General features: G+C 36.8%; 15 protein-coding genes. 4 read left to right on the top strand and 11 right to left on the bottom strand.

Annotated features, from left to right (window positions below; all coding sequences use genetic code 11):
* Window positions 1-197: 197 nt before the first annotated feature.
* The 4 genes from DRF60_RS03875 to DRF60_RS03890 form a co-directional block, all read right to left on the bottom strand.
* Complete coding sequence (locus tag DRF60_RS03875) at window positions 198-1544, bottom strand: alpha-amylase family glycosyl hydrolase (protein ID WP_116010819.1); 1347 nt, start codon at window positions 1542-1544, stop codon at window positions 198-200.
* A 423-nt stretch (window positions 1545-1967) separates the two neighbouring features.
* Window positions 1968-2564: an IS1096 element passenger TnpR family protein gene (locus DRF60_RS03880; RefSeq protein WP_116010820.1), complete on the bottom strand. Its 597-nt coding sequence runs from the start codon at window positions 2562-2564 to the stop codon at window positions 1968-1970.
* 134 nt (window positions 2565-2698) lie between these two features.
* Entirely contained in the window at window positions 2699-3730 is a 1032-nt protein-coding gene (locus tag DRF60_RS03885; protein WP_116010821.1) for a sensor histidine kinase, read from the bottom strand.
* Between the two features lie 45 nt (window positions 3731-3775).
* Entirely contained in the window at window positions 3776-4453 is a 678-nt protein-coding gene (locus DRF60_RS03890) for a response regulator transcription factor (protein ID WP_027379708.1), read from the bottom strand.
* Between the two features lie 198 nt (window positions 4454-4651).
* Here DRF60_RS03890 and DRF60_RS03895 point away from each other — a divergent pair, with 198 nt between their 5' ends.
* Together DRF60_RS03895 and DRF60_RS03900 are read left to right on the top strand one after the other, a co-directional pair.
* Window positions 4652-7282 (top strand): TonB-dependent receptor plug domain-containing protein, encoded by a 2631-nt coding sequence (locus DRF60_RS03895; protein WP_116010822.1) that lies wholly within the window; start codon window positions 4652-4654, stop codon window positions 7280-7282.
* A gap of 20 nt (window positions 7283-7302) precedes the next feature.
* Complete coding sequence (locus DRF60_RS03900; protein ID WP_116010823.1) at window positions 7303-8520, top strand: hypothetical protein; 1218 nt, start codon at window positions 7303-7305, stop codon at window positions 8518-8520.
* Window positions 8521-8654: 134 nt separating this feature from the next.
* On the opposite strand, the gene DRF60_RS03905 is transcribed toward DRF60_RS03900, so the two are convergent.
* The 7 genes from DRF60_RS03905 to DRF60_RS03935 form a co-directional block, all read right to left on the bottom strand.
* Window positions 8655-9893: an amidohydrolase gene (locus DRF60_RS03905; RefSeq protein ID WP_116010824.1), complete on the bottom strand. Its 1239-nt coding sequence runs from the start codon at window positions 9891-9893 to the stop codon at window positions 8655-8657.
* 84 nt (window positions 9894-9977) lie between these two features.
* Complete coding sequence (locus DRF60_RS03910) at window positions 9978-10820, bottom strand: helix-turn-helix domain-containing protein (RefSeq protein WP_116011073.1); 843 nt, start codon at window positions 10818-10820, stop codon at window positions 9978-9980.
* A gap of 131 nt (window positions 10821-10951) precedes the next feature.
* Window positions 10952-12286: an amidohydrolase gene (locus tag DRF60_RS03915; protein WP_116010825.1), complete on the bottom strand. Its 1335-nt coding sequence runs from the start codon at window positions 12284-12286 to the stop codon at window positions 10952-10954.
* Window positions 12287-12662: 376 nt separating this feature from the next.
* A complete protein-coding gene (gene hemL / locus DRF60_RS03920) occupies window positions 12663-13949 on the bottom strand; it encodes a glutamate-1-semialdehyde 2,1-aminomutase (RefSeq protein ID WP_116010826.1) in 1287 nt (428 codons plus the stop codon).
* A 74-nt stretch (window positions 13950-14023) separates the two neighbouring features.
* Window positions 14024-15085, bottom strand: coding sequence for a glucosaminidase domain-containing protein (locus DRF60_RS03925; RefSeq protein ID WP_116010827.1), 1062 nt, complete (start codon window positions 15083-15085; stop codon window positions 14024-14026).
* Between the two features lie 16 nt (window positions 15086-15101).
* Window positions 15102-16010, bottom strand: a complete 909-nt coding sequence (locus DRF60_RS03930) for a 1-aminocyclopropane-1-carboxylate deaminase/D-cysteine desulfhydrase (protein ID WP_116010828.1) — start codon at window positions 16008-16010, stop codon at window positions 15102-15104.
* 186 nt (window positions 16011-16196) lie between these two features.
* The gene (locus DRF60_RS03935; RefSeq protein ID WP_116010829.1) at window positions 16197-16523 is read right to left on the bottom strand and encodes a hypothetical protein; all 327 of its coding nucleotides are present in this window, start codon (window positions 16521-16523) and stop codon (window positions 16197-16199) included.
* A 40-nt stretch (window positions 16524-16563) separates the two neighbouring features.
* Between DRF60_RS03935 and DRF60_RS03940 the strand changes: the two genes are divergently transcribed.
* Together DRF60_RS03940 and DRF60_RS03945 are read left to right on the top strand one after the other, a co-directional pair.
* Window positions 16564-16746 (top strand): DUF5522 domain-containing protein, encoded by a 183-nt coding sequence (locus DRF60_RS03940; protein WP_048502239.1) that lies wholly within the window; start codon window positions 16564-16566, stop codon window positions 16744-16746.
* 1 nt (window position 16747) lies between these two features.
* Entirely contained in the window at window positions 16748-17275 is a 528-nt protein-coding gene (locus DRF60_RS03945; protein WP_116010830.1) for a DUF4136 domain-containing protein, read from the top strand.
* The last annotated feature ends 391 nt before the right edge of the window (window positions 17276-17666 follow it).

A 17666-nucleotide genomic window follows, 5' to 3' on the forward strand; every position in this document is an offset into this window, starting at 1 on the left:
CTGATTGATTCACTGTTAAATATACGAAAAATAAGTCTTAAAAACAAGAGTAAATAACTGTAAGTCAAAATGTTAAATCATTAACTTAATGACATTGGGCTTTAGCCCGCACCTAATGAATATTTTAACAGTTTGAAATGGCTTCTCAAAATAACACAAGCATCTTTTTTAAATACTCAGCTTTTATTTCATGAAATTTATTTTTCAAAGACTGCGTAATCTGAAACTTTGAATGTAAAATCTTTTCCGCTGTCAAAATCTCTTTTGGTCTTATCAAAGACGTTACGGAAAGTTCCTGAAAGGTTTTGGTCCTCAATGGTAAAGTTTACGGGTTCTTTTGACATATTCAATACTACCAGCACTTCGTCTTTCCCGTTCTTTCTAACATAAGCCAGGATTTTGTCGTTGGCTGTTGTATTTAAAAGATAGGTTGATACATTGGGATCTCCGCCTCTTAATGCAGGATTGGAGGCTTTCAGTTCCAGCAAAGTTTTATAAAATTCAGCCATCTGGTAAGTATTGGTCCATTTGATGACATCTTTTTCAAAAAATTCAAGCCTTTTCATATTGGGAAGTTCCTGACCGGAATACAATAATGGGACACCGTTCCAGGTTGCGGAGAATACAGCCATAGGCTTTGTGATTGCTCCATATTTTTCGTATTCTGTTCCGTTCCATGAATTTTCATCGTGGTTGGTTGTAAACCAGGCTCTCATGGAAGCATCCCCGATATTGGAATACTGCCGCAAAAGGTCTTTAAGTTCCTGAAGGGGCTCATTTTTCTTGTAATAATCTGCCGATTTGTGCATCCATTTCCATGAGTAGCTTGCATCAAATACTTTTCCGTATTCAGGACTTTCGAGCTCATCAAATTCTCCCAGCCAGAAAAGGGGTTTTAGCTTTTCGACTTCCGGGCGTGCCTGCTGCCAGAAATCCACTTCTACCCAAGAGGCAAGATCGCATCTGAACCCATCAATGCCGGTTTCTTTTACCCAGAATTTCATGGCATCTATCATTGCCAATCTCATTTCCTGGTTTTTGTAATCCAGCTCAATAATATCATCCATTCCTGAAGCAATATGAAATTTCCCGTCAGGATCTTTCAGATAGAATTCCGGATGTGTTTTTGTCCAGACATGATCCCAGCCGGTATGGTTGGCCACCCAGTCTATGATGACTTTAAAACCTAATCGGTGGGCTTCATTCACCATATGCTTGAAATCATTCATGGTTCCAAATTCGGGATTAATGGACGTGTAATCTGAAGCTGCATACTGGCTTCCAAGGCTTCCCTTTTTGTTTTGCTGGGCAATGGGGGTTATGGGCATGAACCACAGGGTTTTGATTCCCATTTTTTTCAGACGTGGCATTTCTTTTTCAAATGCTTTAAATGTGCCTTCCTGTGTATATTGTCTCAGGTTTACTTCGTAAATATTGGTCGTGTGCTTCCATTCCTTCGGCAGATCCATAGTGCTTTTTGTATTTTGAGTGACACAGGAAACAATTCCCAGGCCAATTATTGCTAATAGAATTAATTTCTTCATTCATCTATTTTTAGCAAAAGTAAGGAATGTTTTTTTGTTATAAGCAGAGAACGTGAAGAAGTGAGAAAGGTAAAATGTGAATAATCAATGGTGAATTTTGCTTCGCAAAGTAATTTAAGTGTGAAAAAGTGAACGATGAATAAGAGGTTGTTTAGATTTTTAAAATCTCGCTGATTTAGCAGATTGCGCAGATTTTTATAACTGAAATAAATCTGGGCAATCTGCGAGAGGAATATGTTTCTTTAGTAATTATTCTGCATCAGAATTTTTATTGAATAAAATTTAAACAGGTTCTAAGAAATTTTAAAATTTACAGATCTTTAAAATTCATGATTCACTTGCGAAGCAAAATTCACAATTTACCTGCAATAGCTGACATAAAAAAGCCCCGGACAGAATCCGGGGCCTTATATTGTTCAGATGTTATCTTTCATCATCGTTATCATCATCTTCTTCGAAAACATCATCGTTGTAGTTTTCTTCTTCTTCATCATCGAAACTGTCTTCATCTTCATCTTCAAAATTTGTACTTCCTCCAAAGTCATCATCGAAACTGAAATCATCATCCATCAATGGCATTGCTGATCTTTTTTTAGATCCTCCGCTACCGCTTTTGCTTGGTGCTTTTAACGGGACGTTTCCGAATCTGTAGACCGTAATAGGATAATTAACTCCTTTTGTTTCTTCGATGATTTCTACAAGCTCACAATACAGTTCCCAAAGATCAAGAAGCCCATACTGAAACTGAGCTTTGTCTCCCACATTTCCAAAAGCTTCATCAATGTACACGTCCGACATAATTTCGCCATCACCATCGTCACTCATATCTTCCAGGGGAACACTTTTTACTATTGTTCCGTCGTCTTCCAACATATTAAAAGTGGAAAGTTCGTCTCCCTGCAGACTGAACGCACTTTTAATTCCCAAATGTAAGTTCCATAGTGATTGTTTTCCCTTTACTTCAATATCACGGAAAATATCCTCTTTCGCATCTAATATTACGCGGATCTTGTAAACCATATCAGTTTCTTAAATTACTTTTTTGCCTTAATTATTATGATAAATCTCTGTTGCAAATATATAATAAATGACATGTGACAAAAAAATATTTCAGGATTTTTTAAAATATTTTTTTTTCTTACATTTTACCAGAATTATTTGCTTTTTTCAAGCATAAAACTAAATTTAGTTCCTTCCAGATAGACACTTTCTACGGTAATATTTTCGTTATGAGCCTCCAGGATGTGCTTTACAATAGCCAGTCCAAGGCCGGAACCTCCTTCTCTTCTACTCCTGCTGGTTTCGACACGGTAAAATCTTTCAAAGATTCTCGGAAGGGCCTCAGCTTTAATTCCCATTCCGTTGTCGATCACCTCAATCAGTACTTTATTTTTAAGAACACTTGTTTTTACGGCTACTTTTGCTTCCTGCCTGTTGGCATAATGGATAGCATTGGAAATCAGGTTAATGAAAACCTGTGAAATTTTCTGCTTGTCGGCATCTACGAAGATCTGTGGATGAAGGGTCTGGATCTGCAGGGTGGCATTATGTTTTTCTGCTTCAAATTCAAGAAGCTCGAAAATTTCTTTGATCAGAAGGTTAACATCAAATCTTGATACCGTAATACTGATTTCTCCTGCCTCAAGGCGGTTGATCATATCCAGGTCTGTAACGATTGCGATCAACCTTTCCACGGATTTATCTATCCTTTCCAGATATTTGTCGCGGATGGTAAGATTGTCAACGCCTCCGTCTCTGAGGGTCTCTACGTATCCCTGAATGGAAAACAGCGGTGTTTTAAGCTCATGGGAAACATTTCCGATGTATTCTTTACGGTAGCTTTCCATTTCTTTCATCATATCTAGCTCTGTTATCTGCTGCTGATTAAGATCCGAGAATCTTTCTCCCAGTTCTTTAATGGTAATATTCTCATTATTGTTATGAACAATTTCCTGCGGAAGCATTTGTGAAAGCCCACGAACCTGCTTTTTTCCGTAATAGTTGAAAAGAAGCTCGAGGACCACATAATTAATCATAAAAATGAGGATGAGGCAGGTAAAAAGGCCAATCTTAAAAAAAGGTGTCTGGTAATAGATATCCTTCAGTGAATCAAAGATGATCACTAAAAGAAACATCACCAGTGTCAGAAGACACGAGGCGACGAGTGTAAGTCTGTAAAATTTCAATTTTACAAGTTTTTATAGGTTTATGTAAAGATAGGAATTTAAGTATTAAACGATAAGCTTATAACCGATTCCTTTTAATGTCTGAATAGTATTAATTCCCAGTTTTTCTCTCAGTCTTCTGATATGGACGTCAATTGTTCTTTCTCCTACAATCACGTCATTGCCCCATACTTTTTCCAGAATTTCTTCTCTTTTAAATACTTTTTCTGTATTGGAAGCGAGAAGATAAAGCAAGTCGAACTCTTTTTTAGGAAGAAGGAACTGCTGTCCACTCTTAGAAACTCTGAAGTTGTCTTTGTCGATCACCAGATCACCAATTTCAATCAGTTTAGCATTATCTGAAACCTGAGAAGTCAGCTGTAATAAAGCATTCACTTTAGAAATAAGAATTTTCGGTTTGATCAGCTTCACAATGTAATCATTAGCTCCAGCCTGAAATCCTGCCAACTGGGAGAATTCTTCGCTTCTTGCAGAAAGGAAAACAATAAGTGTTTTCTGCAGCTCTTTTACTTTACGAAGTTCCTGGCAGGTTTCGATACCATCTTTTTCGGGCATCATCACATCTAACAGAATAAGGTCGGGGATGATCTCTTTGGCTTTATCTATTCCTTCGTTACCGTTTGTGGCTGTATAGATGTCATAGCCTTCTTTTTCCAGGTTGTAAGACAGAATCTCTAAAATATCCAGTTCATCGTCTATTAAGAGTATTTTCTTTTGGTTCATTTTCAATTTTTACTGAGTCAAAGTTAATAAATTTTAAAGCACCGATGAACAAATGTATTATCGTTCATATAAAGTTAACAATAATCTTCTTTTATTAATGTTTAGTTAAAGAAAAATTAAAATTCGCTAAACCACTTACCCCATTAAACTTTTATTCCTTTGCACCGAAAGAAACTAGTAAATAAAGTAAGTAAGATAATGAAAATTAATAAACTTAGCATTGCGGTCGTATTTTTATCCGGATCAATGTTTTACGCTCAGGAAACGAAGCAGGACACGATCATTAAGGAGAAAAAAATTGATGGCGTAGTAATCCAGGGAAGCAGTAACAAGAAAACTGAAACTGCAGTATTAGGAGAACAAAAAAAAGCGGTTATTCAAAAACAGGCTGTAAGTGCTGAAGAGATTTCCAGAAAAGGGATCTCTAACGTGGAACAGGGACTTACGAAGGTGACGGGAATCACTACGGTAGAAGGAAGAGGGCTTTTCGTGAGAGGACTTGAGGAAAGATATAATTATTTATTGATCAATGGCCTTGGATCTCCTTCTAATAACCCGTTTCAAAAAATCATTGCCCTGAAGCAGTTCCCAACGGATGTGGTAGGAAAATTAAATATCTATAAGACTTTCAACTCTAACCTTTACGGAGATTTCGCCGGTGCAACATTTGATATTGAGACACTTACGATTGATAAACCTTTTACAAAGGTGGAATTCAGTGTGGGAGTGAATACTTTGAGTAATTTCAGAGATAATTTCTTCGTATCCGAAAACGCTGATGGTCTGAAGGGTTATCTGGGATTAAATAGCAGAGATAAACGTTTTCCAGAAAACATCAATGACGTAAGACCTACCAATTATCGTTTTACTGCGGAAGAATCTCAAAAATACTTTAAAGATAGTTTTGATGTGGAAGGTATAAAATCAATGCCAAACACAAGCATCGGGTTTACAACAGCACAAAAAATAAAAGCAGGTGAAAACGGAAATATCGGAATCTTATTTTCTCTTAATCAAAGTTCTAAATATTCTTTCAGAGAAGGTGCTAAAAATCAGTTTTTAGATAACGGAGGACAAATTATTGTGTTGAACAATAAACTTCAAAGAAAGCAATATAATCTTGAATTAGAATCTTCTGCTTTGTTAGGTTTAGGGTATAAAAACAAACGTACTCAAGTTAATCTTAATGCAATTTATCTACAGAACGCAAATAACATTATCGAAGATTACTTTGGATATAAAAACCAACAGAGTCAGAATGAAAATATCGGATTTTTCAGAGTAAACCAATTAGATATTTCTAAATTTCTCGACTTACAATTAACAGCTTCACAAAAGATCGGCGATAGACATAACGTGAAAGCAGGCGCAAGTTATGTTCTGAATAATTTTCAACAACCTGACCGTAAAATTATGGAGGGCTCTCGACAAGATAATCATGGAAATATGCTTAGCGATGATCAATTATTGATTACTTATGGAGGTAATAACATTATCAGGCAATATCTTGATGTAAACTCTAGATTCTATGGTTCTGCGTTTGGTGAATACACGGTTTCTTTAGGAGAAAAGGGAGATAAAAAAGAATACCCAATTCAAGTAAGTGTAGGTTACAACGGGTTTGCCGACCTTAGAAAAACATCGTATCGATTCATATTTGGTTATCCTAATGGAACTGCCGGGCAGGGATTTGTTATTAACAGAAATAAACCACAAGCAGGCTTTGATCAAGATATGCAGAATAATCTTTTCTATTTCCAAGAAGGTTCTGATGCATACTTACCATTTACCTCAATATACCAATTTGTAAATGCAGGTTATTTGAATTTTAATTATAAACCAAATGACACTTGGGATATTTTAATTGGAGCACGTTACGAAAATGACTTAAGTTTAATCCGATACAACAGACAGGGGCAAGAGGAGAAACAAACCATTAATAAGAACAGAGACCTATTTTTACCATCATTAGCTGTAAAAAAAGCATTGAATAACAGAAGCAATTTAAGATTTGCTGTAAGTAAAACAGTAACCAGACCTGTACTTATCGAAACAATGCCTATCGAATACATTAATCCAGATAATGAAACTATTGTTGGGAATGCCAATATCTTAAATAGTGAGAACTACAATATTGATTTAAAATGGGAATACTTTCCAACAAATAAAGAATTAATTGCAGTTAATTTATTTGCGAAGCGAATTGATAATCCAATTGAAAGATCATTTAGAACATCAGGAAACTCTAATGGTGTTGCAATTACTTTCTTCAATGCTAAAAAAGCAGATTTACTTGGATTAGAATTGGAAGGTATTATTAATTTATCAAGAATTTCAGAGTCTTTACGCAACTTCAGTTTGGGTGCTAACGCTACTTTTATGTACACAGATGTAGAAAGAAGTCCTGAGCAATTAGAATTAGAAAGACCTCTTGGTTATTCTGACGATCAACTTCATAAAAGAGGATTGCAAGGTGCTGCACCATATACAATCAATGCAGACTTAAAATATGAATTTAAAAAGAAAAATTCTTTAAACAGAACTTTATCGCTGGTGTACAATGTTTCAGGATCTAAAATATTTGCAGTTGGTTCATCCGGAACTGATAATTTTTATGAAAGACCATTTAATCAGGTAGATTTTGTTTATCAGGAGCAATTAACGAAAAACTGGAACATTAAGTTTGGAGTTCAAAACATCTTAAACAATCAATACAAAATTGAATTAGGAGATAATAGTTATTATGACGTAAATACTAATGATAACCTTCAATATACCAATTATTACAGAGGAACAACATTTAACTTCACTGTAGGATACACATTTTAATAAATAAAAATAGATAAAAAATGAAAAAAAGGTTTTTACCATTAGCACTAGCATTAATAGTAGGGTTCGGTGCAGCTTCTTGTACTGTTGAGATAAATGACGGAATGGGAGATTCTACAACAGTAGCTCCAGGTACATCAGAAAGCGTATTGAGCGGAACAGGAACTCTAAAGGGAACTATCGCAAAAGATTTACTTATTAAAAAAGGAAATTATACATTAGACGGAATTGTAAAAGTTACTAATGGTGCAACTATCACTATTGAAGCAGGCGCAATTTTCAACGTTGTAACTACCAAAACAAGTGCTTTAGTAATTTTAAATGATGGCTTAATTGATGCACAAGGAACAGCCAATGAGCCAATCGTATTCACTACATCAACTAAAACTCCTGGAGACTGGGGTGGAATAACACTTTATGGTGAGGCACCAATAAAAGCTTTGAATGGTAATACAACTGCTATTTCTGAAGATGGAAATGCTTTATCATACGGTGGAAATAATGCCAATGATTATTCAGGAATTATGAAATTCGTGCGTGTAGAATATGCAGGTAAAAAGATTGGTGATGGTACTTCTGAGACAAACACATTTACATTTTATGCTGTTGGCGCTGGAACAGTTTTAGAAAACTTAGTTGCTTACAAAGGTACAGATGATGGTTTTGAATGGTTTGGGGGAACTGTAAGCGCAAAAAACTTAGTTTCTTACGGAAATTTTGATGATTCTTTTGACTGGCAGGATGCTTGGAGTGGACAAAACAATTCAAATTGGTTTGCTTACCAAGTAGGAACAGGAAACTTCGGAATGGAAATCGAAGCTTCAAGTAATGCAGATAACATTGCACCAAAAGTAAACAACCTAACTTTGATCAGAGCAGCCGGAACTAATCCTGAAGCCGCAAATTCACCAGAAATTTCAGCTATTCAATTTAAAAAACAAGGTTCTGGAATTTTCAGCAATGTATACATCAGCGGATATAAAAATATTGGAGCTCAAAAAGCTTACGCTGTTCTTATTCAAGATGGCGCAACAGAAACCAGCCAGGTAAATACAGGAAAAATTGTAGTTTCTCCAATGACATATCTAGATGCTGACAATGCAGGTGTTTGGGGATATGCATTCACTCCAAACGGAGGAAAAACTTTCACGAACACGACTACTGTTACCAAAGTGTCTCTAACTCCTGGAGCATGGGCTACTGTAGACGGGGTAAACCTTTTAGCTGCTTTACAATAAGTAACTAGTTTCTTCATATCAAATTTTAAAAGCCACCAGATTTTTTTCTGGTGGCTTTTTATTAAGTTAGAAAAAGCCATTAGAAATCCAATGGCTTTATTACAAAAAACAAGTATATAAAAAATATATTTCAATTAATGTCTCCAAAATAAGTTCCCGTCATTCATCAGGGCTTCTATTTTGGATATTCTGGAAACAGATTCTGCAGAACATGAAGCATCAGTAAATACAACGGCTGCATCGTCGCCTGGTTTGGGCCATTGCTGTTTTCCTTTTTCATCCAGCGGAAGAATACTTTGAGTAGCAAACTGAAGTGTTCTTGACAATTCAAATTCAGTTTCATATCCGTACAGTTCCGCAATCAGATTCGCTTTCTGAAGCATATTTCCTGATCCGAAGGTACTCCAGTAATCCTGCACATTATCATTTCCGATCACAACCTTCACTCCATACTTTTTCAGCATTGGAATGGGCATTACCGTTCCTCTAAAGGGTACAGAAGAGGCAATTCCCACTTTTCCTTCAGCCAGTCTTTCTGCAATCTTTTCCGTTTCTTTTGGTGAAAGGTGGGCTAAAGCAAAGGCGTGACTTACAAATGTTTTTCCCTGAAGCTGTGGATTTTCAATAGCTTTATCGATAAGATAATTGATGGTCTTCATCCCGGACTCTCCTACTTCATGCAGGTGGATATCAATTCCTTTTTTATGGTCTAAAGCCAGTTGTATTGTGAAATCAATTACTTTTTCAATATTCCCGTCAATACTTAACGGATCAAGACCCCCGATAAAACCTACACTTTTCAGCTGTGCCGCTTCTTTCATCAAAGGAAGCGTATCTGTATAATACAGGCCATGCTGCGGGAAAGCAACAAGTTCAGCTTTAAAAGAATCTTTTTTATGTTCTAATGCTTTTTCCAGATTCTCAAGTGAATGCAAACCAGAAGTAGGATCAATATTAAAATGGGCTCTTGCAAAATGAGTCCCGTAATGCTGAAGCAGGCTGATCAGCTGCTCTGCTCTATCCACAGAAGTTTTTAAAAGTTCAGGGATAATTTCCTGCTCATAGGCAATCATATCCTTCACCGTTCTCCGGTTCGGTGAAAGTGCCTGCCACGGAAGTCCGTATAATGTCTTGTCCAGATGAATATGCATATCTCTGAAGGCAGGAAGCATCAGAAAACCTTTACCATCCAAAGCATCAGAAGCCGGATCATTCCGTTTTACGGATTTGATCTTTCCGTCTTCTATTTCAATACTGAAAAGACCGGTTTTCGTCCTGATTACTTCTTCATCATCATATTCAAATCCCGTTTCGAGACGGACATTTTTGAGTGAATAGATTCCTTTTGCGGCCAATTGATAGGGAAACTGCATGACTTATCTTTTTTAACAGGACAAAGCTACGACCACCCCGTTGCAAAACCGGTGTATCAATTATGCTTTGTGTTGTACAGATTATTATTTGAACTGTGACGGAGTCATTCCCGTCTGTGCTTTGAAAAATTTGGAAAAACTGGCATGATCATAAAAGCCGAGATCGTACAAAATATCTTTTACAGACATTTCCGATACTTTTAAAAGGCGTTTTGCTTCCAGCAGGATCCTGTCCTGAATGAGGGATGAAGCAGAAGCATTCAGATTTTTTTTGCAGACAATATTTAAATAATTGGCCGAAATATTAAGCTTTTCCGCGTAAAAAGAAACCGATCTTTCCGTTCTGAAATGTTCATCAATAAGATGTAGAAACCTGGAAATAATAGGATTGGAATGATACATTTCAAAATCTTTAAAAGTCCCCTTCACCGATTTACTAACCAACAGCCCGATGAGCTCGCTCCGTTTCTGAATGACTTCCCAAAAAACATTCTTCTCATTTACTTCTTTCCGGATAGCCTGAAATTCATACAGAAAAGTCTGAAAGGCTTCTTTGGAAAGATTAATGACCGGATGATTCTGGTAATACGAAGCAGAAAACCTCAGCGAAGGCAGAAAACTTTCAAACCAGTCTCTGCTGATCATCAGTTGATAGCCCACCGTTTCCTTTTCAATCACCCATTGATGTACCTGATCCGGAAAAACAAGATGGATCTGGCAATTTTCTACTTCATATTCTGTGAAATCAATGGTATGAGTCCCTTTTCCATGCTCAAAAAGATTAATGATAAAAAAATCATGCTTGTGAGGTTCATCAATAGAACGTTCCCCGTGCAGTTCATTGAACAGCAGATGACAGCCCTGAAGCTGATTTTCGCTGAACTCCTGAATTCCCAGGATTGGAAAATGATCTGCATGATGCCCCACGTACTCTGATTTTCTCTTAAAATTAGTAAAATTTATGTGAGAAATCTGAACGGGCAGAGATATTTTTATCTTGATTGACTTTGATGCTACCTTATCCACAAAAAGCGCAAAAGTTTTTAAACGAATGTCATTTAATAAACTACATTTCCCTGATGAACTAATGATTCTACATTTGAAATTCTGGAAACTGCTTCTGCAGAACAGCTTGCATTCATGAGGATAAAATTTGCATGGTCTCCTGCTTTTGGCCATTGCTGGTCTCCTCTATCATCAAGCGGAAGAACATTAGCCGTTGCCAGCTTCAGGCTTCTTGATAATAAAAACTCCGTAGAATATCCGTACAGCTGCGCCATCAGATTGGCTTTCTGAAGTACACTTCCTGTCCCGAAAGTATTCCAGTGGTCCACAATACTGTCATTACCTGTCAGGACGGTTACATTATGTTTGTACAGAGTAGGAATCGGCATTACAAGACTCCCAAAAGGGATGGTGGAAACAATTCCGATTTGGGCCTCAGCCAGTTTTTCAGCCATTTCTTCCTGCTTTATTTTATCTAGTTTTGCTAAAATAAAACAGTGACTCAGGTATGTTTTTCCTTTCAATGAAGGATTTTCATTCACTTTTTTAATTAAATATTCAACGGTATTCAATCCGGATTCTCCAGTTTCGTGGAGATGGATATCAATTCCTTTTTTATGGTCTAAAGCTAGCTGAACCGTAAAATCGACCGTTTTCTCAATCGCACCGTCAATCGTAAATGGATCTACACCACCGATAAAATCAATATTCATCTGAGCCGCTTCTTTCAGATATGGTACTGAATCTGTATAAAAGACTCCATGCTGAGGAAAAGCCACGAGCTCAGTTCCAAAACTTTTATTTTTGTTTTCTAAAGCCTTCTGAAGATTTTTTAATGAATTTAATTTTGAAGTCGGTTCAATATTGACATGACTTCTCGCAAAAGATGTTCCCTTTGACTGCAAAAGTTCAATCATTTTCACTGCTTTAAACGTTGAGTTTTTCAGCACTTCCGGAAGTATTTTCTGCTCCAGCGCAATCATTCCTTTTACACCGCTTGTTCTTTTTCTGACGGCCTGCCATTTATCTCCGTAAAATGTTTTATCCAGATGGATATGCATATCCTTAAACGCAGGAAGCATTAGCATTCCTTTGGCATCAACGGCTTTTGCATTTGGCTGGTTTGGAACTACACTTTTGATTTTCCCGTTTTCAATTTCAATATAAAACAGACCGGTTTTAGTAGAAATAACCTCTCCTTCTTCATACTCAAAACCGGTTTCCAAACGGACATTTTTAAGGTTTAATTTTCCTTTTACTGAAACATTCTGATCATCAAAAAATGGTGATGCTGCCATAATATTAGGTATTAAAGTAAGTCCGGCTGCTGCCAGAGCTGAACTTTTTATAAAGTCTTTACGGGACATTGAATTGTCAGAGGTCTTCATTACAATCTATTTATAACAAAAATAGAAAGAACAGGAATGATCCAGGTGTATGGTTTATTACAATATCTGTATGATTTATTGGATGGCTTAATTTCTTTTGTCTTGAAACAAAAGAAACAAAAATTCAAGACTGGAATTCTCGGCTAAAAATGAATTCTATTCTCTAAAAATTCTAAAACTCGTGCGGTTACTATCTATGTTTAGAATCAAGATTTGTCCCGCACTCAAACAGTAGAATTTTTTTAACGTTCATAGAAATCATTTTCTTAACGCCTTCACTTCCTATGTCGTTTCTAAATACTTAATACTTTTCTGGTGGATATAAAAAAAGACCGGATTCTAAAACCCAGTCTTGTTATAATTTATTTTTTAGGTCTTAAGAATAATATTCAAATTTCCTTACCGCTTCAAGTGTCATGTCAATTTCAGTGTCCCTGACGGCATCGCTGATGAAATACGTTTCATAACCACTTGGTGGAAGATATACACCGTTCTTCAGCATCTGGTGAAAGAAGTTATTGAATAAAGAATGGTTGGAATCCGCCGCTTCATCAAAATTGGAAACCCTGTTCGTGTGGAAAAATACAGACATCATGGATCCTTTTCTGTTGATCTTATGGGCAATTCCTTTTTCGTTCAGAATTTTTCCTATTCCGAAATCCAATGTTTCTGCCGTTTTATTAATTCTGTTAAAGAATTCCGGATCATTTTTGATAAGCTGTAATGTTTTCAATCCGGCTCTCATTGCTAGTGGATTTCCGCTTAAGGTTCCTGCCTGATAAACACCTCCTTTTGGAGCCAGGTGATCCATAATTTCGTTTCTTCCTGCAAAAGCTCCTACCGGAAGACCACCACCAATCACTTTTCCGTAAGTAACAAGGTCGGCTTTTACATTGTATAGCTCCTGTGCTCCTCCAAAAGCGAGTCTGAAACCGGTCATCACCTCATCAAAAATCAATAAAGCTCCGTTTTCATCACAAATCTTTCTCAGATTCTGAAGAAAATTATTTTCAGGAAGCACACAACCCATGTTTCCGGCAACCGGCTCAATGATAACCGCAGCAATTTCTCCCTGGTTGTGACGGAACAGATCTTCCACCTGTTCAAAATCATTGTAGCGGGCCAGCAAAGTATCTTTAGCCGTTCCTTCTGTCACTCCCGGCGAATTAGGATTTCCAAAAGTAGCCGCCCCGCTTCCTGCTTTGATCAGAAATGAGTCTGAATGGCCATGATAGCAACCTTCAAATTTAATGATCTTATCTTTTTTTGTAAAACCTCTTGCCAGTCTTACCGCGCTCATACAGGCTTCTGTCCCTGAAGATACCATTCTGATCTGGTCTATATTAGGAACGTTTTCTACAATGAATTTGGCAATTTCTGTTTCCAGTTCTGTAGGCGCTCCGAAAGAAAAGCCTTTTTCAGCCTGTATTTTCAGTTCTTCAAGCACCTCAGGATGGGTGTGTCCTAAAATTGCAGGACCCCACGAATTGATATAGTCGATATAGGTATTGTCGTCAGCATCCGTAAGGTAAGCCCCTTTTGCCGATTTCATGAATACAGGAACACCTCCTACTGATTTAAATGCACGTACCGGTGAATTGACTCCTCCCGGAATGTATTGGTATGCTTCATCGAATAAAGCCGAACTTCTTTGGTATTTCATATATTAGTTGAACGTTGGTAGTTTACAATCGACAGTCAGAGAGTAACTGGCGATCAGAAACCGACAACAAAAAATTAGTTTCTAGGTTTTTTATCAATCAAATAAATCAACTGGCCGGCAGACGGTTTCTGTCCTTCGTCCATCCTGTTTTTGGCATATAATTTATTTAATTTGATTCCGAATTTCTGAGCAATATCATGCATGTCTTCTCCGGATTCGGCTTTATAAACAGCCGTATTACCGGCAGAATTTTTAGATTCAAGGAAAATAATGTCATTTTTCTTCAAAATATTGCTATTAAGTTCATTCCACTTAACCAGTCTGCTTTCGCTTACTTTGAACTTGTCTGCAATGAATTTAACGGTAGTATCTTCAGGGATGACAATATATCTTAAGCCTTCGTTCGGATGACTTTTGATAAGAATTGAATTTAAAATTTCAGCTTTTGTTTTAATTTTTTCCACTCTTTTCTGCTGCTGGGCATAAGAGGTCTGTTTGTAAGGGACTTCTACTGTAACAGGGTCTTTAGCAGTCTTTACTATCATTTTTGAAGGTTCAAGCTGTGCCATGAATGTCCTGTCATCTTTCAGACCTGGGTACATTTTAAGAACAGCGTACAGTACTTCCTTCGAGTTGGTATCGTCGTACTCGTACAATCTGTATTTTTCAATTTTGCTGATCAGAATCGAAGCGTAGCGGGGATTGGTTGCATATCCTGCTTTTTTAAGTCCATGTGCCCACGCTTTATAATCTTTCATGCTCAGGTTGAAAAGATTTGCGTAATATTTTCTTGTGGATAAAAATATAGAGTGATCTTCGTAGGACTGTCTCGGATCGTCATAAACACGGAAACATTCATTGGGAGCATCATCTGTGTGCTTCATGGTTTTTCCGGTCCAGTCCTCCTTACATTTTATTCCGAAGTGATTTTTGCCTTCCTGAGCCAGTCTGCTCTGGCCTCCTCCGGTCTCTAAGAGTCCCTGGGCCAATGTAATAGAAGCCGGAATCCTGTATTTCTCCATTTCTTCTACCGCATATTTAGCAAATTTTTGAATGTACTGGTCTTCAGTTGCCCAAGTCTGGGCTGAGAATGTTGATAAAACTAAAAGGCTTATGATTGAGAAAAGTCTTTTCATGTTTTTCAATTTTTACTTATATAATTAAATTTCTATTTTGTTTTTCCAAAAGCAGATTGGATCCCTCAATACCCTGCAGTCCGCCGGTATGAAAACACAAGATCCTGCTGTTCTCAGGAAAATATCCTTCATCAATCAGCTCGAAAACTTTCTGCATCATTTTTCCTGTATACACAGGCTCCAAAGGAATACCGTACCTTTCTTTAAAATCATTGATAAAACGGATATTTTCATCTTTTATTTTACCATAACCTCCAAAACACGAATCTATTAGATTAAAATTCTGCCTTGAAGTTAATTCTAAAATTTTATTCACTAGTGAATCATCGTCAACAGTTTTAAATCCTATAACTTTCTGATCTTCTTCACAAAACTTTGCAATTCCTGCAACTGTGCCTCCGGTTCCTACTGCGGTGCAAAGATAGTCAAAATCTTTTGTTTGGTCATTGAGCATCATTTTAACACCTTCTACGGCATCTCTGTTGGTACCACCCTCCGGAACAATCAATGCATCAGGGAATTCTTTATGCAGAAATTCGGTTAGTTTATCCTTATGTCTGTATTCTTCCCGGGTTACAAATTTCAGGTTCATTCCGTTTCTTTTTGCTAAAAGAAGTGTAGGATTATCGCGCCATTTGTCCTGCAGCTCCTCCCCTCTTATGATTCCCAGGGTAGGAATTCCGGCCAGGCTCCCTACCGCTGAAACAGCAGCAATATGATTGGAAAATGCTCCTCCGAAAGTGATGATGTAAGGATTTTGCGGCTCTTTCTCCAGATAGCTGTTGATATTGTAAAAAAGCTTCCAGTATTTGTTTCCTGATATTTGGGGATGAATAAGATCTTCTCTTTTGATAAAGAGTTTTATATTCTTATGAATAGATATTTCCTGAATGGGAATGGGTTCTGCCGGGGATTTTAATAGCATTTTTACTGTTTAACTATTATCTGCAAAATTAGTAAAAGATTTGGATTTGGCTATTGTAAATTATATCGATGATTTTGATGACAATTGGTTTAGCTAAATCCAAATGAATGTTGATTTATTTTTCGCATGCGGGTTAAAGCCTGCCCCTATTGAATCTGAAGGTATACATTTTACATTTTACATTTATTACAAATACTTCCTGAAACCCCAGAATCTTCTTTTCTTCAGATAGCTCAGGTCACTTTCATTGATGTACGCTTCCCTTTCAAATGAGATCCTTTTATAGGCAAGAAAGCCATCTTTCAGTTTAAAAAACCAGTAATAATATTCGATGACATAAAAAATATAAAAGAAAACAACGAGCATTTCCAGCTGCTGTCTTAAATGGATTTTTTCGTGATTGATAAGTACTTTATTTTCCTTATCTTCGGGTTTCCTAATGAAGATAAAGGGAAAGAGAGCAATGCCGTTAATTTTTAATTTTTTTAATGGCTTTTGGCATATAATTATCATACTAACAAATATAAAGTTTTTTGACTTAGAGATTTAACTTATGGCCCAATATGACATCAAAGAAGGTGAAGACTTTTACTATAATGAACAGGGGTACAAGGTTTTTACGGAAAAATTCCATCTGAAAAGGGGATATTGCTGTAAAAGCGGATGCAGACACTGTCCTTACGGGTACGATAAAAAGACTGATACATTTATTAAAAACGATAAAAAAAATAAATAAAATGAAAAAATATATTTTTATTTTGTTAGCATCGGCTGCATTAAGCCTTACATCGTGCAGTCCATTTCAGGTACGTTCGGATTATGCTGAAACAGCTAATTTTACGACTTACAAGACCTATAAAATTAGAATTGACGATCTGAAACTGAATGATATTGATAAAGACCGGGTTCTAAACGAGTTATCAAGACAGCTTCAGAGTAAAGGCCTTCAGTCCGGCGAAAATCCTGATCTGATCGTTAATGTAAAGGCGAACCACAAAAAAGTGACGGATATCAACAACAGTTCTCCTTACGGAATGTGGGGTTGGGGCGGTCCTTTCGGATGGGGAGTTGGCATGAGCAGAACCTGGACGAGCAATTATAATGAAGGTGCGCTGATTGTTGACCTCATCGATTCTAAAACAAACAAGCTGGTTTGGCAGGGTATCGGAAGCGGAATTTCCGTAGATTCTCCAAAATCTAAGCAGAGACAGATTCCTGAGATCATGGCTGAGATTATGAAAAATTATCCTCCTCAGAGGAGGTAAGATATTTAAATCAATTTTATATATAATCCGGTGCAGTTTTTCTGTGCCGATTTTTTTCGTGCAAAATAACTGAAAGCTTCAACATCATTAAATTTCTTTTTACCTGTTCTTTGTCTTGAAACAAAAGAACGAAAAGTTCAGGACTGGAATCTTCCGCTAAAATTTTTTTCTATTCTCTAAAAATTCTAAAACTTGCGCGATTTCACTATTTGTTTTCGATTCAATATTTTTGTCGCGCTTCAAACAGTAGAGTTTTCTTAACGTTCATAGAATTAATTTTCTTAACGCTCCATTTTCCTAGGTCGGCTAGATTCCCTCTAGATAAATCGCCTCCCATTGAAATAAGTCCAATCATTAGAAGTAAATTCTAGTTTTCAAAAACGGCATGCGC

The sequence above is a fragment of the Chryseobacterium elymi genome, from assembly GCF_003385495.1.
Lineage (GTDB): Bacteria > Bacteroidota > Bacteroidia > Flavobacteriales > Weeksellaceae > Chryseobacterium > Chryseobacterium elymi.